We start from the raw sequence: 17,425 nt of genomic DNA, 5'->3' as shown, positions 1-17,425 counted from the left end.
GCCGGGTGAGGGCCAAGGTCGGGTGGGGTTGTCGGTGGCTGCCGCTAGTATTTGTGGTGTTGGGCAAGCCATTCGGGCTGGCCCGAGTTACCCAGCAAGGGGATGTGAACATGGCTGATCTAGCAACGACGGTGACGGTTATCGAGGCGGGCGCGAGGGCGCATGTGCCGGTGGTGATGTGGTCTGATCCCGGTACGGGAAAGTCCTCGATCGTGCGGGCACTGGCTGCGGCCGATCAGGTGCCGGTGGAGACGCTGATCGGATCGCAGCGTGAGCCGGTGGATATCGCCGGGTGGCCGATGGTTGAGGACGGTGTGGTGCGGCTTGCGTTGCCGGATTGGGCGAAAACCCTCTTGGATTCCGGTGGAGGCTACTTGCTGTTGGATGAGCTGACCACGTGCTCATCAAGTGTGCGGGCGGCGATGCTGACAGTCATTCAGGAGCGGATGGTCGGCAGGACACGGCTGCCGGATGCAGTGCGGATCGTCGCTGCCGCTAATCCACCGGACCGGAGCGCAGGTGGGAACGACCTTGACGCGCCCACCGCAAATCGGTTCCTGCACATCGAGTTCGCGCCAACCGCCGAGGAATGGCTGACCGGGTTGCGGACCAACTTCGCGACGACCCCAGCATCGCGGGCGGTCGCTGCCGATGATCTGCGCGCTGCTGAGGAAATCGGGGCGCTGAGTGCCTTCATTGAGGCTCGGCCCGAACTGCGGCATCAGTTCCCGAGCACCGACGAGGCGGCGGGGCGTCCCTGGCCCTCGCATCGGTCTTGGCACTCGCTGGCGCGGGTGCTGCCGTACCTGCGCGCCGATGACACTGCGGCCATCACGGTGACAGTTCTCGGGCTGGTGGGCGATGGCGCGGGATGCGAGTTCCTGGAATGGCGGTCGCGGATGGACCTGCCCGCTGTCGCGGATGTGATCGCGGACCCGAGCATTGTGTCGTGGGCTAGTGCCCGCCCGGATCAGGTTTGGGCGGTGCTTTCCGGGGTGGTCGCGTGGGCTGCGGGAAAGCGCACCAAGGATGCGTGGACAACGGCGTGGGGGCCGCTGGTGGAGGCGGCGACCCATGGTGCCCCCGATGTAGCCGGTGCAGCGGCGCGGGCGCTGGCTGCCGCCATGCCGCCCGGTGCCAAGCCGCCAGCGGCGGCACGGCGATTCACCGACGTGATGATTGCCGCTGGACTGCTGGACACCGGGAGCGCCGCATGAGCGCGATCCGGGCGCTGAACGCCGACGAGTGGCGGCGCTTGCGGCTGGCGCGCATGGCGGCAGTGGAGGCGATGCCCTACTTCGCGCGGGCACTGTTCGCGCTGAATCCCGTTGCGGCACCAGGCCTCGGGACGTTCGCGGTTGACAAGCACATGAGGTTGTACATCGACCCAGCGATGTTGGGGACTGAGCAGGGCTGGTCCATCGCGGCTGCGGGCGGCGTTTTGGTCCACGAAGTCGGGCATGTGCTGCGCGACCACGCCAGCCGCAGCGATGCTCTGCCCGCACCGGTAGACCGCACCATGTGGAACATCGCCGCCGATGCCGAAATCAACGATGACCTGATCGCAGCGGGACTGCGGCTGCCCGATGGCGCGGTCACCCCCGCCGGGATCGGTTGCGAGGACGGCCATGCCGCCGAGGTCTACTACCGGCACCTGGTGCCGCCGGGTACCCCGCGCCCCGACCCAAACGACCCCGCTGCCGACCAGGGTGGCGGCTGCGGGTCCGGGGCCGGGGATAGACCGGTGCCGGGGGAACTTCCCGAAGCTGCCGACCTCGGCAGTGGACCGGGCCTGTCACCTGCTGCTGGAAATCTCGTCAGAATCGCTGTGGCAAGGGCGATTCAGGACGAATTAAGCAGCGGCGGGGCGGGCCGGGGAACCGTGCCAGCGGGCCTGGCGCGCTGGGCCACAGACCAGCTCGCACCAGCAGTGGTCCCGTGGCCCAAGGTGTTGCGCGCTGCGGTACGCCGCGCTGTGGAGGACCAGTACGGGCAGGTGCATCACTCCTGGAAGCGGCCCAACCGTCGCGCACCGGAAGGCCTGTTGTTGCCCACGCTGCGCGCACCCAAGATCGCTGTCGATTTGATCATCGACACGTCAGGGTCCATGGGTGAGGACGACCTCGCGGCTGCCCTATCGGAAACGCGGGCAGTCCTGCGGCGCACGACGGCTGCCGTCCGGGTGCTGTGCTGCGATGCCGAAGCCAGCGAACCACGGGCAGTCCGGTCGATCAGCGACGTGACCCTGACCGGAGGCGGCGGCACCGATATGCGCGTCGGCATCGACGCCGCCCTGGCGGCTCGGCCCGCTGCCAACGTGATTTGCGTGTTCACCGATGGCGGCACACCATGGCCCGAGCATCGCCTGCCCGTGCCGCTGATCGTGGCGCTGATCGGGCAGCACGCCATCGACACCGCGCCGTCCTGGGCCAAGACGGTGCGCGTCGATCCGGCGCGAGCGGCGGCGGCATGAGCACGCGGGCAACACCGAAGTTCACGGCGTGGGTGGAGGCGATGCTGGCCGACACCGGATGGACTGCGGCCACCGTGCGCGAGGCTGCACACCGAGGCCGTGATGATCTGGCGAGCGCGGCCCTCGCGGACGGCTTCGCCGCCGCAGCGCACGGGTTGGCGGCATCCGCCGACGAGCGGGCGGGGGGTCACCGATGAGTGCGGCGCTGTTCGACCTTGCACTGCGCATCGCGGCCCGCGACCTCGGCGCGCCGGTACCCCGGTTACTGCACAACCCCGCACCACCGCGCACCACGGCTGTCGCCGTCGCGGCCCGCCGCACAACGGCGGGCGTGCAGGTGCGGGCGGTCGGCCCAGGCGGGCGCACCGAATCCGGCACTGGTGCAGCGGGCCTGGCTGCGCTGGCCCGCGCCGCAGGGTGCGCCAGCGGCGACCTCTCCGGTGCACCCACCGCCCTGATCGATAGTCCGGCAACACTGCGGCTGCTGGCCGGATTGGCAACCGAGCACGCCGATCCGGCCAACGACGCCAACGGGGCCGTTGCTGCCGGTTCTGCGCTGGCCGGATGGTGGGTAGAACGTGCGGCGCACCCCGGCACCACAGCGGTGGCCGATGTGCTGACCGTGTCACGGCTGCGGTTCATGCTCGGCGTGCCACCCGGTGCCGACCCCGCCCAGCTATGGCGAGGGGCCTGGTCGGTGCCAGCGGGGCTGGCAGGACTGCACACCTGGCATCGGGCGGTGACCGGTGGTCCGGTACTTCCTGGGCTAGAGCCGATCCGCGACGACGACGACTGGCTGCTTGAGGTCTACCAGGGCGCGCTCAATGACCGGCGTAGCTGGGATCGGCCCGAGTCACTTCAACTGGCCGCTGCACGGCTGGCGAGTCGCTGCGATGCCGCCGATGTCTACGATGCGGCGCTGCTTGCCGATCCGCTCTGGCGGGCGCGGGCGGTCCACACCGGATTCGTCTGCTGCGGTGAGGCAGTAGTCGGTGCTGGGGACCACGCGGGGCGCGTCATGGTACGTGCTGATCGGCTCGACACCCGGTTGAAGCCGGGAACGGCGATCATCGGATGGCCCGGTGAACCGATGGCCGCGATCCCTGGCACAAACCAGTTCAGCGGGGAAGTGTTCGCCACCGCCGTCAACGACGGCGCGCTGACCGTCACCATCGGTGGGCTTCGCCGCACCGGCTACCGACCTGCCGCCGGGGAGACGCTGACCGTCATCCCCGCCCCGCCCTCTGTGTCCACGATCCGGTCCCGACGCGCGGCGGTAGCGCGCCTCTACAAGCGCCGATTCTCCTGGCTGTCGCAGGGCGCGACACCCACCGCCGCCCGTCGCGGCGTCCCGCTTGCGGTGCTGATCGCCGCCGCCGAAACAGAGGAATGACCATGCGCACCTTGCCAAAACGATTCACCGAGACGGTATCGCCCGCTAGTGATGACACCGCAACGATGCCAGCGGCGGCCCGAGGGAATCCGGCCCTGCCGATGGCGACACCAGCGGGGGAGGCGTGGCCCGGTCGTGAGTTGCTCGACTCGCCCATGTTGGCGCGAGTGCTGTTGGCGGCATGGAGTGGGGATGCCCTGACCTGCGTCCCTGCGGCCCCAGGCTCAGGCAAGAGCCACCTGGTGGCAAAGCTGACCCCTGCGCTGGCCCACAGGGTCGGGTTGCGTGTGGCGGTGGCGGCGCAGACCCGCGAGCAGGCTGCTGAGCTGGCGCGGCGCATCACCGCCGTCAGCGACCGGGCCGCGCTGATCGTACGAAGCTCGCCAGGGAAAAAGCCTGCCGGGATCAACGGTGTGCGCACGGTCTCGGGGCGCAACGTGCGGTGGTCGCGCTCGACCGGCGGTGAAATCTTGATCGGCACCACCGCCCGCTGGCTCTACGTCGATCCCAATGTGGCAGCAGCGGACGTTCTTGTGGTGGACGAGGCGTGGCAGTGCACATACGCGGACCTGGGGGCGCTGGGGGCGCTGGCCCGCCAGGTCGTTTGTGTGGGTGATCCCGGCCAGGTTGCCCCTGTGGTGACCGGATCGACGGACCGTTGGGAGGGGCAGGACACCGGGCCGCACCAGCCCGCCCCGGCGGCGTTGCTGGCCGCTCACGGTGAGGCTGTGACTGTTCATGAGCTGACCAATTCCTGGCGGCTCGGGCCGCAGACCTGCGAGCTGGTGTCGCAGCACTTCTACCCTCACATGCCGTTCACGTCGCGTCGGCCTGACGAGGCGGTGATCGCCCCGGACGGCACCGTGTTGCCCGAAATCAGCAGTCGCTCGGTCGAAGCCAAGAACGGCCCCACCGATCCGGCACTGCTGAGAGCCTTAGCGGATCGGGTTCGTGAGCTGACCTGGCATCAGTACCGGCGTGGCGCGGACTGTGGCCCTCTGGCCCCTCGGGACATCGCCGTGGTGGTACCCCACGTCGCCCAGGCCGGGGCGGTCAGGGCGTTACTGGCGGCGCTGCCTGACGTTCTGGTCGGAACGGTGAACGGGCTGCAGGGCTTGGAGCGGCCCGCCGTGGTAGCTCTGCACCCGATGGCGGGCTACCGGACCGCCGAGCCGTTCGCCCTGGACGCCGGTCGCATGTGCGTGACTCTGACCCGGCACCGGGCGCACCTGACGATCCTCACCGATCCCGCCACCGCCCCGCTACTTGCGGAGGCTGACGACCCCGAGGCCAAGCGAGCGCAGGCGGTACTTGCTGCGCTCTAGACACAGCTGCGGTGGGAACGGGTGCCGGTGCCGGCGGGCGCCGGCACCCCCTCCCCACCCTGCCCGGCACAGGGTGGGGAGGGGGTGGGGTTTCCTCGTGGCCTGGGTTGTCGGTGGCCGGTCGTAGAATTCTCGGTGTTGGGCAAGCCATTCGGGCGGGCCTGTGGAACCCAGGAAGGGGCCGTATCTCGTGGGAGATGTGCAGCAGTCAGGGGAGCAGCCGGTTGCTGATCGGCGTGCGGCGGTGATCGATGAGACGCGCGCACTCATCGACCGGTACGGGTGGTCGGTGGTCGGAGTGTTTCCGGCGTCGGAGAGCGACGGTGTGCCGTTCGCGTACACGGTTGGCCTGACGGGAAAACAGTTGCCGGAGTTGGCGATCTATGGGCTGGGCGGGCGGGTGGCGCAGGAGATCCTCAATGCGGTCGCGCGGCGGATGGTGGATGGTGGTAGGCCGCTGATACGGGGGGAGCGCATCGCGGGCGTGCTGGCCGGTGGTGTGGATCTTGCGGCGGTCGAGATGACCAGCCGTATCCATGACCTGGCGATGGTGGGGCAGGTGTACGGCTCGGTGGATGCCGCGGTGCAGCTGTGTTGGCCTGACGCGGATGGGCTGTTTCCCTGGGAGCCCGGTAGCGGGGTCGACGACGACGTGCAGCCGGTGTGTGGGGATAGCCCCTCGGGCCGCGCGGTGTATCGCGCGGGTCGGCTCCGTGTTGAGAATGTGCAGGAGTTGGCGGACCTGGCTGCTGGTGCGCCGCGGGGCGCGTTGACGTTTGTCGATCCGCAGGCCGACAACGACTGCCGCGCCCGGTGGGGCGCCCAGGCGTTGATCGCCTACGCGACGAATCAGGGTAAGGCCAGTTTGCAGGAGGAGTTGGAGACCGCGGCGTCGGACATGTTGGCAGATCTGCGGCACTTGTTCGATGCGCTGGACCTCGATTGGGAGGCGCTCTCGGCGAAGGCCGATGCGAACTATCGGGCGGAAATCATCGGCGAAATCTAGCCTTGCGCAGCAGAACAGGAACTGTCGGTGGAGCGCGGTACTGTGATGACAGTTGAGCAAGCCAAGTAGGGCAGGCTCGGGTTTCTCGGGAAGGGGAGTGTCATGTCGAGACGATTCGATGACGGTGAGTGCCTGGATGGGCCGGAAGGGTGCGAGGGTGATGTCGCCGGGTACCTCGCGCTGAGTGGCTCGGGTGAGCGGTACCCGCGCTGTGCTCGGCACCAGGATCTTCACGTGGAGAGGTTGCAGCCGCAGATCGATGCGATTAACCGGCGCTACCCCGAGCGTGCGCCCGCGGACTTCGACCCCTATTTTGCCGGTGAGGCGTGGGACCCCGACTACTAGCCCGTGCACCAGCCGGTCGGGAGGCCGGCTGATTTTCGTGTCCGGCCCCGGACACCCCCTCCCCACCCTGCACCGGGTGGGGAGGGGGTGTCCTGATATTGCGCTGTGGGGCACCGCTGCTGCTGGCTGGGGAGGTGTCGGTGTCCCGCGGTAGGATCTGAGCTGATGAGCACGCCGTAGGGGCGGGCTCGCTGGACCCGATTAGGGGTTGTTGTGGGAGCACCGGTTTGCTACTTGGGCACGCATATGGATGGTTGGCTGGCGCATGCAGGGGTTCCGCTGTTTGTGTCGCACCGCCGGCTGGCGCGCCGGAAGGCGTTGCCGAAGGCGCGTGTTGGCTGGGCGTTGGATTCGGGTGGGTTCTCTGAGCTGTCGCTCTACGGTGGCTGGCGCACCACGCCGGAGGAGTACGTGGCGGCGGTGAAACGCTACGACCGGGAGATCGGCATGATGGATTGGGCCGCGCCGCAGGATCTGATGGTTGAGCCGGAGATGATCGCCCGCACGGGTCTGAGCGTTGTAGAGCACCAGTGGCGCACCGTGGCGAACCTCATTGAGTTGGAGCATCTTTGGCATTCCAGCGACGATCTGGTGAATGCCGAGTCGCCTTTTATGCCGGTGCTCCAGGGGCAGAATCCGAGGGATTACCTGCGGTGCTGGGACATGTACGGCGAGGCCGGAATTAACCTGGCCGACTACCCGCTGGTGGGGGTGGGGTCGGTTTGCCGGCGTCAGCACACCGACGAGATCGGCGATGTCTTCGAGGCGCTGCGGGACCGTGATCCGGAGGTCCCTCTTCACGGCTACGGTGTAAAAGCGTTGGGCCTGCGCAAATATGCACATTTTCTGTGCAGTTTCGACAGTCTGTCGTGGTCCTATAACGCTCGGCGCAATCCACCGATGGACGGGTGCGGCCACGCGCGTTGTTCGAGCTGCCTGAAGTGGGCGCTGCGCTGGCGGCGGCGCATCGTGGCCGGCGGCTGTGCCGAGCATGGGGAGCCGTGTGACGGCACTATCGGGACCTGTCGTCCGCGGGATCTATGGGCAATGGCTGAGCGGGCGGCCACGGCAGCGTGACGCGCCCGTGGGGGCGAGCGACTTCCTCTGGGGGTTTGTCGGTGGGGCGTCGTAGGGTCGGACAGTGTTGGGCACGCCATCAGGGGCAGGCCCTCGAATCCCGAGAGAAGGGGTGCACGAGACATGGCGCAGGGTAGGCGAACAACCGCCACGGGAGGGCCTACGTGCATCCTGCCTGGCTGCGCTGAACCGGTAGCCGACCAGGGCGCTGCGTGCCAGTCCTGCATCGACGACTGGGGTCCGCATCTGCGAGCCAGCGACGGCCCGGCCATGACCGCCGAAGATCAGCAGGCCCGGGACCGTGCAACCCAGAAGGCGTACGCGATGCAGCTCGCCGGCAACGACCCGGAAAAGATCGCCGCTGTGCACACCCACTACGCAGAACCCGCGACAGCCCCCAGGAGCGCAGAGCCGGTAGGCAAGGCAAATCAGCGGTGCTGGCTGTGCGAAGAGCGGCGAACCTGCATCCAGGAGGCCAACGGGTGGGAGTGCAAGACGTGTCGCCAGAACGTGGTCTGATTCACCTGTTGGGCACGCCATCAGGGCGAGCCTCGGAACGCCTGGGAGGGCAGTAGTTATGAGCGAATGCACCACCGCTGAGTCGGCGAGCCAGAGCCTCGGTGAGGCCCCTGGGCGCCGTGCGCTGGCCGGCGAGAATCCCGAACACCGGCACTTCGGGTACTGGATCAACCGGGAGTTGTACACCGCCCGTTGCTACGAGTGCGGCTTCCAGTTCGCCGGAGATGATGACACCGCTGAGGACTGGGACGGTAGCGGTGAGTGGGAAGGCGAAAGTCGGCTGGCCACTGAGCTACTGGCGGGCGATCCGAATACTAAGACGGACGACGCGATCCGGGTGATGCTGGGAAACGACGCCGAGATCATGGTGTCGGCATGGCGGGGCTGTGACGGCGTCCCGGTCGTGCAGATCGACACCGACCGCACCGGCAGAGTTCGGATCAACCTCAACGATGCCCCCGTGTGGGACGGTGACCCCGAGGGCGAACCGCATCCGGTTGTCGGTGCTGATCGGTAGCGTCCAGGTTGTTGGGCAAGCCATTCGGGCAGGCTCAGGTGATCCGGGAAGGGATCGGGATGACGATGAATCGACGAGGAGTACGGCGCGCGCAGCGTGCCGAGACGATGGCGTGGGCGGCCCAGCGCCGCGGGGGTGCACGATGAGCCCGGTTGCCACTGACCTGATCGAGGGGGCGCTGGTGATTGCCCCGGAGCGTGTCCCGGCCGCGCTGGCCGTGCTCGGCGCCGGCGGCGCCGGTGACGCCCAGGGCGCAGCGGCTCTCAGTGGACTTGGGTTCACGGTGGCCCGCCCCGGCGGGGAGACGGGGCCGCTGGTCGTCAACGGCTTCAGGGGGCAGCTTGACGGGCCGGCGGACGCGGCCGTTGCGGCCCTGGCGTCGTTTGTCGACGACGGCACAACGCTGCTCTGGGAGGACGACAACGGCGCTCGTTGGCGATACGTGATCAGCGGTGGCCAGATCAACGAACAGGTGCCGGAGGTTCTGTGGCGCAACGTCGGCGACCGATCACCCCGAACGGGCGGTGTTCTAGCCCCGCTGACGATCACCCGCGACGCCAGCGGTTTCGCGCGATGGTGGGAGCAGGCGCCCAACCGCGAGGAGATCATCGAGATCCTGCGATCACTCGCCCGCCCTGATGGTGCCAGCGCTGCGTACGACCTGCACCTGCTGATGCTCGCGGTTTTCCAGGACTCCGTCAACGCGGCCCAGTGGCTGCACGTCGCCGGGCTGGGCCGCGGTACCGCCGTGGGTTACCTGTGTCTGGATGCCGACCCCGTATACGACTGCGACGGAGTCCTCGACGGGGTGGACGTCGTCCTGAGCCTGCACACCGGGCCGCCCTTCATACCATTGAAGGTCTCGGTCTACACCGACCGTGCTCGGCGGGTGCTGGTGCCGGAGTCGGTAGAGAATCCGCGGTCGGCGCTGGCCGAGATCCTCGACATCGCCCTGGACCTGATCAACAGGGATATAGCTGTCAACGATCGCTTCACCTTCAGTGCCCGTGATGTTCTGGCGTGCTGAACAGCATCGCCGGACACGCAGGTAGTCGGGCGAGTGTTGCGCCGTCTCCGGCGCGGCCCGGAACCTGTCGGTGTCAGCCGGTAATATCTGACGGTGCAGGGCACGCCATGTGGGCAGGCCCGTGAATCCCTGGGAGGGAGACCATCATGACCACTTCGGAAGAGACCGTCGCGCGGGCCAAAGCGCGCCGGCGCCAGGAACTGCGGCGCTCCAATGCCGCTGTCGCAATCCCCGCGGCCCGGTACAAGCGGCCGCGGACGTGGGCCAAGCAGCAGCTGCGGCAGCAGTGGCGATGATGGTGAGGCACACGAACGGTCAGATCCATTGGACCCAGCGTGGCGTGCAGAACTATTCGACCTATCCCCTCGACGCGGCCGGCGCGCGGTACACCATCGACCGCTGGGCTGGCGAGCCCGGAGGGACCCGTAGTTGGGTGATCTCCTACTTGCCGGATGGCACGCCCGTGGGGGGCCGCGGGAAGGTGTCCTGGGTCGACGAGCGCCGGACTCTCGACGCTGCCAAAGACGCCGTTGCCGCCGACTACGCCAAGCGCTGCGGAGCGATAGTCGGTTGCTCCGGGGCTGACTGATTCGCGAACCGTGTCGGGGGTCCGCGTTACCGTGTGAGCAGACCGGGCAAGCCATTCGGGCAGGCCCACCAAGCCCAGAAAATGAGGGGCGAAATGATGAAGACAATCCCGGCTATCGCCGAGCTCCAGGCGGTTGCTGACCGCAATGGGTGGACCCTGTGCCAGCTGTGCGACAGCGTCCAGCTCGGTCGGTTCGTGATCTACCGCAAGGCGGACGCGCGTCTCACGATTGATGTCTGCCCGTTGGATGACAGCGTGCGCGGCACTTTGAGCGTTGCCGGCCGCCGGTATGACGTGAAGCGCGGTGGTGGTGAGGCTGTGATGGACCTGATCACCAACGACCAGTGGCTTGGAGGTTAGGAGAGTTCCGCAGGGGGAAGGGGCGCGCCACCCCTTCCCCACCCGGCACGGGGTGGGGAAGGGGTGGCTTTATTCCGCAGCCTCGACGAGGTAGGCACAAACCGCTGTCTTGGCGCGTCACCGTGTGGCCTCGGTGACGGTGGTGCGTCGGGCGAGGCCACACGGGTGGGAGTTACGCCGCTTTCGATCTCGGATCGGTGGCGAGCTCGTCGGCAATCTGCTGGTTGACGGCTTCAAGTTCGGCTCGGGCTGCGGTGAGTTCGACGGACTCGGCGGTGTCGACCGTGGCGGCGGCCGTTTCGGCGGCAGCGGCTCGCTGCTGCAACTCAGCGGCGTGCGCCTTCGTCCGGTGGATCTCGTCATCGAGTGTTGCCAGCCAGGCGGTGGCGGTCGTTGTGGCCCATGCCTGTACGGCGGCGACGCCGCGGCGGCGCACCTTCGGCGGCAGAAGTTCTGACCAGATCGGCGTGTAGCGATGGGTCAGCCGCAGGCTGTAGCCCAGATCGGTGCGAGTGAACCCGATCCGCACGCCACCTGCCAGTTCCCGGTCACGCAGGTAGCCACCTGCCGCCGCGGAGTTGTCGTCGAGCACCTGGGCGGCGACCCCGGCTATCGCGGCGCGGGTAAGAGCGCCGCGATGTGGGCTGAGTTCTTCCAGGTGCTCGGCGCGGCGTAGAAGGTTGCCGGCAGTGGAGACGGCGTGGGCGGCACTGTCGCGCAATGCTCGCACGTTCTGCTGTGCCGTGAGGTGGGCGAGCCGAAGCCGACGAATGGCGGTCACCAGCTCGTGCTGGCGCAGCAACAGGGTGTTACCGGATGCTGCCGCCTTGAGCTCCCCGAAACTCAGGGTTGCGTCGTTGAGGTCTTCGATCTCGCGGGCCTGGCTGTCGGTGCGGTAAAGCTGCTCGAAACCGCGGGCCTTGCGTTCGATCACTCCGAACATGAACGCATCGAATGTGTTTTCCGAGATGTACGAGTAGACCTGAACCTCGCTGTAGTGGTTTCCATTTCGGATTCCGCGGCCGTTGCGCTGCTCCCACGCGGATGCCGTCCAGGTGGGGTCGACATGATGCAGTGCAATCATCCGATCCTGAATGTTTGTGCCGACCCCCACCTTGGGAGTGCTGCCCACCAGGATCGGGACGCTGCCGTCGCGGCAGCCGGCGAACAGTGCCTCGCGGGCCTTGGGCGTGGTCGCCTCGTGGATGAATCGGATATGGGCGGCGGGTACGCCCTGGGCGATGAGGCCTTCGCGGATGCGGCCGTAGCTCTGGCTGTCGCCGGGCCGAGGTGTCCCGAGGTCACAGAGCACTAGCTGAAATGCGCCAGCAGTGGTGCGGCCTGGGTAGGTGTGCCCCCTGGTCTGGTGGTAGATCGCGGCCACGGTTGCGGCAACGGCGGCCAGCTTCGGGGCCTCGCCGCTGATGCCGACCAGGTTGGGGTCCAACGCCACTTTGCGGCCGTCGCCGCAGATGACCAACATGTTGTCGGTGTCCGCGACGATCCGGCGAGCCCGCAGATTGTCGGCACGCTCCACGAGGGTGGCCATGAACTCACGTGTCGCCTCAGTCGGCTGAACCACCACCGAGTGCCGAACCGGTTTGGGTCGCGGGAGGCCGGTGTCCTCGGCCCGCAGCATGGACATGAACTCGGCCAGCATTGTTCGCAACTCGGGCACGTTCTGAATGACTGCCGGCCGGCGCCGGGACCGGAACCCGCCGCCGTCGGGGGCAACTTCCACGACAACCTCGTAGCGGATGAACTGGGCCGCCCACGCGTCGAAATGGCCCAGGCCGGTGCGGCTGAGCTGTTCGGGCGCCAGCATGCGCTGCCAGACGTAGGCCTCGGCGAGCGTGTTGGTGAACGGGGTCCCCGTCAGGAAGGTTGCGTGCGGCCGGTCAGGGTTGCGGCGGCGCAACATCGAAACCTTGAGCATCAGGTCAGTAGCGCGTCGCGAGGCTCCCAGGCTGAACCCGTCGGCGCGGGTTGCGATGGGCAGTCGGCGATATCGGTCGGCCTCGTCGACGATCAGGTAGTCGAGCCCGACCATCGGGAAGGTGATGGTGTCGGGGTCGTTGACCGCGCTACGCAGGCGTTCGATCCGGCCCTGAAGCGACCGGACCGCGGCAGCGACCCGCTTGGCGGTGTGGCCCGTGGAACGGGTGTACTCCTCGAAGTCGGCGAGCTGATCGTGCAGCCATGCGCGTTCTACTGAGGCTGGCACCGGCAGGGAGGAAAACGTCTCGTGGGTCATAATGACCAGATCCCAGTCACCGGTAGCACAACGGGCGGCGAAGCGCCGGCGGTTCGTCTCGTGCAGGTCGTCGCGGGTGACGATCAGAAACCGGCCGGAAGGCCAGGCCTGGTATGCCTGGCGCGTTGCCTGCTCGATGAGATGGTTGGGAACGATGTAGCCGATCTTGTTGGCAAGGCCGAACTGCCGCAATGTCATTGCCAGCGCAATCGCTGTCAAAGTCTTGCCTAAACCGACCTCGTGCGCGGCAAACGCTGCCGGGGTGGCGACCGCCTGGTCAACGAAATCGCGCTGCCACGACCACAGTTCGAGACCATCAGCCAATGCGGGGAACGTCAGGTGCGCTCCGTCGTGGCGTCGCAGTACGTGGGCGTTCATGGTCTGGTTGTAGGTCTCGACGATGCGCAGCTCGCGTTCGCGGTTCTCCCACACCCAGACGGAGAACCGTTCGGCGATCGCCGAGAGGGCCTGTTCGGCGGCCTCGGTCTGCTCGGCGTTGCGGACCCTGCGGGACTTGCCGGTGGGAGGGTCGTAAATCTCGTCATAGACGATCGGCGCCGACCCGTTGAGCCCTGCGGCCAGCAGCTCGAACGCGTCCAGGCGCGGGGTGCAGTACGTGATCCTGGCATCGGCGGAGAGCTGGTGGCGCTGGCCGTTGACCTCCCAAGCGGCCAGCACGGGAATGTGGCTCACCCGGGCGCGGTGCCCGAACACCTCAGCGCAGAAATCGGTCACATCGCCAGCACCCACCCACGGGGAGCCGAGCTCGATTCGGATCTCATCGCGCCCCAACCACTGCGGCTGAATCCGTTCCAACGCTGCGACATTGCGCTCGTAGGCCGGGTCGACGCTGGCGGCGGCCAACGCCTCGCGCAGCTTGGCGCGCACATCGCCGGCCAGGTAGTCGCGTGCGATGAGCGGCTGTCCGCTGCCAGGTTCCCGGTAGACCAGATCTCCGAGGGCAGCGAACGCTTCCTGCGGCCCGGCCAACTTCAGCAGCGCGGCGACGCGGGGCAGGTCCAGGCCGCGGCCTTCGCCAAGGCAGATCGACAGTGCCTCGCCCGGGGTGTCGGCGTGCTGCGCCGGCGCGGGGCGCTTGTTGACGCGGTGGTCCAGGATCGCCGCGGGTTCGCTGGTGTCGCTGCCCTGCTCGTAGACCTCAAGAGCCAGCACGATCGCGGCGTCGGGGTCACGGCGGAATCCGCCCAGAGGGGCGGTGCGCCAACTCAGGCGCGGCTCCCCCGTCTCGGGGTCCGGCTTGCCCACCGCTGCCGTTCCCCGATTCAGCGGGCCGTAGCGCGTGACGTAGGCCTCATAGAGGACCCGGCAGGCCACGCGCAGCGGTTCTACGACCGAATCGGGCTGCTCCCAATCCGCCTCAGCGGTCACCAGGGCCAAGGCGGCATCGCGCAACTCGATCAGAGCGCGAAGTTCAGCACTGGGCCGAGAGACCGCCACCAGGGCGCCGTCGATCACCCGCACCACCGCGCCGTCGACGTCATGGAATGAGCCCTCTTTGCGGCCCTGCGCGTCGGTGAGCGGCGCATCGGCCAGAGCTGTCGGCATCTGGTTTTCGGGCGTGTAGGGGATCAGCAGGGCCTCGGCAGCGCTGAATGCAGCAGCGACGGCGGGCCCGGGCGTGTCGGTGTCGACGGCAAGGGCGTTGCGGTCAAATCCGGTCAGGCGCATCGTGCCGGCCACGCAGGCGGGGTGGTCGTGCCAGAACCGGTTTACCGCCTCGCGGCAGTAGCGGCTCGATACCGTTGCCTCAAGCTGGGTGGTCTGATCGGCCCTGCGGGTCGGTTCGTCGTCGTGGTCGCGCACCCGCAGGACAACGACGTCAGCGACGACGTCGGTGCCCTCACCGCGGAAATAGCCGGAGGGCAGCCGTACAGCCGCGATCAAGTCGGCGTGATCACCGACGGCGGTCGAGAGGCCGCCCCGGGAATCGAGGGTGTGCCGGGAGGTCACCATCATCACGTAGCCACCTGGTCTCACCGCGCGCACGGCGCGCACCAGAAAGTATTCGTGCAGCGCACCGTAGAACCCGATCGCGCCGTCGTGCACCTTGGCCGCAGAGAACGGCACGTTGCCAAGGGCCGCGTCGAATCGCTGGTGGGGCAGTGTCACGGACTGCAATTCCCCGGTGATGATCGTGGCGCTCGGATGCAAGGCGGCGGCGATCTTGGCCGACGTCGGGTCAGCTTCGACACCGGTCATGGTGATGTCGAGATCGGCCGGTGCGTGGCTGAAGAACCGGCCCGACCCGCACCCCAAGTCCAGGACCGAGCCGCCATTGAAGCCCGCCCGCTGCAGCAATCGGTAGACGTGGGCGATCAGCTCTGGTGGGGTGAAAAACGAGGTGTCGACGATCCTGGCCGCGGCCTGGGCCGCCGGGCCGGTGGCGTCATCGAGATCATCGGCCAAGGTGGCCCAGATTCCGGCGGGCTGGGCGTCAAACAGTGGAGCTGCCGGCCCCCATCCGGGAAACGCCTGCAAGACCTGTCGCTGATTCGCGTCGGGGGCACTGGAGCCAAGGGCGCTGACCAGTCGGGCTGCTTCCACTGCCTGGCGCGCTAGGCGAGCCTGCCGTTTGCCGCCGGTAATAGTGGACGTCTGCTCTGAATGCGTTGACATTCTCGGTCCCCTCCAAGGGAATTCGGGGGCCAGCCCGGACGGCGAGCCCTACCGCATAGGAAGCTACAGCACCCCACCGACAAGTCGTGGCCATCGTGGGTGTGAGGTCCGCCGATGGCGTGCTGGGTCAGCAAGGGGGCGGCGGTGTTGGTCGGGGCTGGGAGGCTCAGAGGGAGACGAGCGCGGCGCCGTAGACGTACTCCACGCGAGTGCGTCGGTACTGGCGCACAGGCGGTTCTGGGTAGGTGTGGCCGTGTATCAGCACGGCCGGGCTGTGGGTGTCGACCCAGTCGCGCAATGCGGAGATCCCGACGTGGGCGGGATCTCGATGGTCGTTGATTCCCGCCGGTGGGCAATGGGTGATCAGAACGTCGGCGGGTGGCAGCGTGGCGACCAGGTCGGCGTATTCATCTTGGGTGTAGAGAATGTCGCGGCCCCGGCGTTTGTACCGGACGCAGCCTTCCAGGCCCACGAGCGATATGCCGTCGAGCTCGACGCGGTTGAGGTGAAGATTGGTGATGCCGAACGTCTCCAAATAGGTGCCGTTGCAGTGGTTGCCGTAGACGCCGTACATGGGTGTGTTGGTCGTGCCGGCACCGGCGCGACGTAACCAGGACTCGTTGAGGTCGCCGGCGGTGATGACCGCATCAGCGCGGTACGCGCGAACAGCCTCCGGGATTGAGGTCCAGGGGGGCTCGGTGTCGGCAAGGACAAGTACTCGCATGCGCGGGTTTCAGCCTTTCGCGTGGGGCATATGGTGCCTCGATTGTCGGGGAGGGCGACGACCGTCTTCAAGACCCATCACCGAGGGGCGGGCGTGCACGGCGCTAGTTCTGTGGGTGGGGGCAGGTAGCGTTCGCAGTTGTTGGAGCTAGCCATTCGGGCAGGCTCGCCGAAACCCTGGAAAGGGGTTGATTGTCATGGGGCAGTACTACGTTCCGGTCGTCCTGAACGAGGCAGGTCAGATCGAGCATCGGATGTGCAGCTGGGACTTCGACAACGGGGCGAAGTTGATGGAGCACAGTTGGATCGGTAACGACTTCGTTGCGGCGTTCGAGACGCTGCTGCTGGCCGAGGCGCCGCGGAGGGTGGTCTGGGCCGGCGATTACGCCGACCCCGAGATCGACGCTGAGGGCAGACCGGTAATGCGCACCTACGAGCGTGGTGGCGAGCTGGTTACCCGTGAGGCGAACCTGCACTCGCTGGCACAGGACGTCGAACCGTACCGGCCCGCCGTGAAGGGCCTGGGGGAGCGCGCGCAGTTGATCGGCGGCGTCGTTGTCGAGGGCGTGCGTGATCCCCGGGTGGTCCCGAACGCCTTTCCGCGTATGGCGCCGGGCGTCGAGGCCTTCCCGTACCTGGTGAACTGGGACAAGCGGGTCTATGTCGACAAGAGCAAAGTGCCGGCGGTCCGGTACTACTGGAGCGGAGCCGACGAACTCGCGATTCATCCACTACCGCTGTTGACCGTCGAGGGCAATGGTCGGGGAGCTGGCGACTTCGAGCCGACCGGTCTGGGCGGCTCGGCAGCGACCGGAAATGACGCGCTCGTTGGGGCGTGGGCACGCGATCACATTGCCCTTGCGGCCCGAGTGCCAGACGGCTTTGCCGAAGTGATCTTCGACCTGATCGAAAGTGGCGCCGAAGAGCAGCCGCCGGCGGATCAGCGGGTCAGCGCGCGACGGGACTCCGCCGCGTAGCGCCGCGGGTGGGGGCGTTCGCCTCAGGTGGGCGGCGCCCCCATCTACTCCTAGTCGCCGTGGCAGGGGCGCGGCTGGTGGCCCCGCTGGGGCCACCACAGAGACGTTTGTTACAAGTCGGGAATCTACCCCCTTGACTCAGGATCACCTGTCAGTCGGCTGGCCAAGGACATCGACACGCCGGGCTTGACCGTGAACCATTG

At 67.6% G+C, this 17,425-nt stretch carries 17 protein-coding genes; 15 read left to right on the top strand and 2 right to left on the bottom strand.

The window, feature by feature from the left end; genetic code table 11:
• Positions 1-110 precede the first annotated feature (110 nt).
• The 14 genes from AC2VON_RS08985 (at position 111) to AC2VON_RS08920 (ending at position 10,631) form a co-directional block, all read left to right on the top strand.
• On the top strand, positions 111-1,217 hold the full coding sequence (locus AC2VON_RS08985) for an AAA family ATPase (protein ID WP_486952634.1): 1,107 nt from the start codon (positions 111-113) through the stop codon (positions 1,215-1,217).
• Positions 1,214-2,473, top strand: a complete 1,260-nt coding sequence (locus AC2VON_RS08980; RefSeq protein WP_486952633.1) for a vWA domain-containing protein — start codon at positions 1,214-1,216, stop codon at positions 2,471-2,473. Before AC2VON_RS08985 ends, AC2VON_RS08980 begins: the two co-directional genes overlap by 4 nt.
• Complete coding sequence (locus AC2VON_RS08975) at positions 2,470-2,670, top strand: chemotaxis protein (RefSeq protein ID WP_486952632.1); 201 nt, start codon at positions 2,470-2,472, stop codon at positions 2,668-2,670. Before AC2VON_RS08980 ends, AC2VON_RS08975 begins: the two co-directional genes overlap by 4 nt.
• Positions 2,667-3,866 carry a serine/threonine-protein kinase gene (locus AC2VON_RS08970; RefSeq protein ID WP_486952631.1) on the top strand — a complete coding sequence of 400 codons (1,200 nt, stop codon included), beginning with the start codon at positions 2,667-2,669 and terminating at the stop codon, positions 3,864-3,866. The genes AC2VON_RS08975 and AC2VON_RS08970 overlap by 4 nt, the downstream gene beginning before the upstream one ends.
• A gap of 2 nt (positions 3,867-3,868) precedes the next feature.
• Positions 3,869-5,191, top strand: coding sequence for an AAA family ATPase (locus tag AC2VON_RS08965; RefSeq protein ID WP_486952630.1), 1,323 nt, complete (start codon positions 3,869-3,871; stop codon positions 5,189-5,191).
• Between the two features lie 190 nt (positions 5,192-5,381).
• The gene (locus AC2VON_RS08960; RefSeq protein ID WP_486952629.1) at positions 5,382-6,197 is read left to right on the top strand and encodes a DUF4262 domain-containing protein; all 816 of its coding nucleotides are present in this window, start codon (positions 5,382-5,384) and stop codon (positions 6,195-6,197) included.
• 102 nt (positions 6,198-6,299) lie between these two features.
• Positions 6,300-6,542 carry a hypothetical protein gene (locus tag AC2VON_RS08955; RefSeq protein WP_486952628.1) on the top strand — a complete coding sequence of 81 codons (243 nt, stop codon included), beginning with the start codon at positions 6,300-6,302 and terminating at the stop codon, positions 6,540-6,542.
• A gap of 213 nt (positions 6,543-6,755) precedes the next feature.
• Positions 6,756-7,619: a deazapurine DNA modification protein DpdA family protein gene (locus AC2VON_RS08950; RefSeq protein ID WP_486952627.1), complete on the top strand. Its 864-nt coding sequence runs from the start codon at positions 6,756-6,758 to the stop codon at positions 7,617-7,619.
• Between the two features lie 270 nt (positions 7,620-7,889).
• A complete protein-coding gene (locus tag AC2VON_RS08945; RefSeq protein WP_486952626.1) occupies positions 7,890-8,138 on the top strand; it encodes a hypothetical protein in 249 nt (82 codons plus the stop codon).
• Positions 8,139-8,196: 58 nt separating this feature from the next.
• Positions 8,197-8,655 (top strand): hypothetical protein, encoded by a 459-nt coding sequence (locus AC2VON_RS08940; RefSeq protein ID WP_486952625.1) that lies wholly within the window; start codon positions 8,197-8,199, stop codon positions 8,653-8,655.
• A gap of 142 nt (positions 8,656-8,797) precedes the next feature.
• Positions 8,798-9,682, top strand: coding sequence for a hypothetical protein (locus AC2VON_RS08935; protein ID WP_486952624.1), 885 nt, complete (start codon positions 8,798-8,800; stop codon positions 9,680-9,682).
• A gap of 146 nt (positions 9,683-9,828) precedes the next feature.
• On the top strand, positions 9,829-9,978 hold the full coding sequence (locus AC2VON_RS08930; RefSeq protein WP_486952623.1) for a hypothetical protein: 150 nt from the start codon (positions 9,829-9,831) through the stop codon (positions 9,976-9,978).
• 44 nt (positions 9,979-10,022) lie between these two features.
• Positions 10,023-10,271: a hypothetical protein gene (locus AC2VON_RS08925; RefSeq protein WP_486952622.1), complete on the top strand. Its 249-nt coding sequence runs from the start codon at positions 10,023-10,025 to the stop codon at positions 10,269-10,271.
• Between the two features lie 33 nt (positions 10,272-10,304).
• Positions 10,305-10,631, top strand: coding sequence for a hypothetical protein (locus tag AC2VON_RS08920; protein WP_486952621.1), 327 nt, complete (start codon positions 10,305-10,307; stop codon positions 10,629-10,631).
• 172 nt (positions 10,632-10,803) lie between these two features.
• On the opposite strand, the gene AC2VON_RS08915 is transcribed toward AC2VON_RS08920, so the two are convergent.
• Positions 10,804-15,522, bottom strand: coding sequence for a methyltransferase domain-containing protein (locus AC2VON_RS08915; RefSeq protein WP_486952620.1), 4,719 nt, complete (start codon positions 15,520-15,522; stop codon positions 10,804-10,806).
• Between the two features lie 166 nt (positions 15,523-15,688).
• Positions 15,689-16,246 carry a metallophosphoesterase family protein gene (locus AC2VON_RS08910; RefSeq protein WP_486952619.1) on the bottom strand — a complete coding sequence of 186 codons (558 nt, stop codon included), beginning with the start codon at positions 16,244-16,246 and terminating at the stop codon, positions 15,689-15,691.
• 196 nt (positions 16,247-16,442) lie between these two features.
• Here AC2VON_RS08910 and AC2VON_RS08905 point away from each other — a divergent pair, with 196 nt between their 5' ends.
• Complete coding sequence (locus AC2VON_RS08905) at positions 16,443-17,222, top strand: hypothetical protein (protein WP_486952618.1); 780 nt, start codon at positions 16,443-16,445, stop codon at positions 17,220-17,222.
• The last annotated feature ends 203 nt before the right edge of the window (positions 17,223-17,425 follow it).

It is taken from the genome of Mycobacterium sp. TH-M82 (assembly GCF_057473605.1).
This window is presented reverse-complemented; position numbering and strand designations above follow the sequence as displayed.

What these genes read in the sequence shown, in the direction of transcription:
- AC2VON_RS08915 (WP_486952620.1), bottom strand. Translation starts at nt 15,522, where the DNA reads ATGTCAACGCATTCAGAGCAGACGTCCACTATTACCGGCGGCAAACGG.
- AC2VON_RS08935 (WP_486952624.1), top strand. Translation starts at nt 8,798, where the DNA reads ATGAGCCCGGTTGCCACTGACCTGATCGAGGGGGCGCTGGTGATTGCC.
- AC2VON_RS08930 (WP_486952623.1), top strand. Translation starts at nt 9,829, where the DNA reads ATGACCACTTCGGAAGAGACCGTCGCGCGGGCCAAAGCGCGCCGGCGC.
- AC2VON_RS08905 (WP_486952618.1), top strand. Translation starts at nt 16,443, where the DNA reads ATGGGGCAGTACTACGTTCCGGTCGTCCTGAACGAGGCAGGTCAGATC.
- AC2VON_RS08975 (WP_486952632.1), top strand. Translation starts at nt 2,470, where the DNA reads ATGAGCACGCGGGCAACACCGAAGTTCACGGCGTGGGTGGAGGCGATG.
- AC2VON_RS08965 (WP_486952630.1), top strand. Translation starts at nt 3,869, where the DNA reads ATGCGCACCTTGCCAAAACGATTCACCGAGACGGTATCGCCCGCTAGT.
- AC2VON_RS08955 (WP_486952628.1), top strand. Translation starts at nt 6,300, where the DNA reads ATGTCGAGACGATTCGATGACGGTGAGTGCCTGGATGGGCCGGAAGGG.
- AC2VON_RS08910 (WP_486952619.1), bottom strand. Translation starts at nt 16,246, where the DNA reads ATGCGAGTACTTGTCCTTGCCGACACCGAGCCCCCCTGGACCTCAATC.
- AC2VON_RS08970 (WP_486952631.1), top strand. Translation starts at nt 2,667, where the DNA reads ATGAGTGCGGCGCTGTTCGACCTTGCACTGCGCATCGCGGCCCGCGAC.
- AC2VON_RS08985 (WP_486952634.1), top strand. Translation starts at nt 111, where the DNA reads ATGGCTGATCTAGCAACGACGGTGACGGTTATCGAGGCGGGCGCGAGG.
- AC2VON_RS08945 (WP_486952626.1), top strand. Translation starts at nt 7,890, where the DNA reads ATGACCGCCGAAGATCAGCAGGCCCGGGACCGTGCAACCCAGAAGGCG.
- AC2VON_RS08940 (WP_486952625.1), top strand. Translation starts at nt 8,197, where the DNA reads ATGAGCGAATGCACCACCGCTGAGTCGGCGAGCCAGAGCCTCGGTGAG.
- AC2VON_RS08980 (WP_486952633.1), top strand. Translation starts at nt 1,214, where the DNA reads ATGAGCGCGATCCGGGCGCTGAACGCCGACGAGTGGCGGCGCTTGCGG.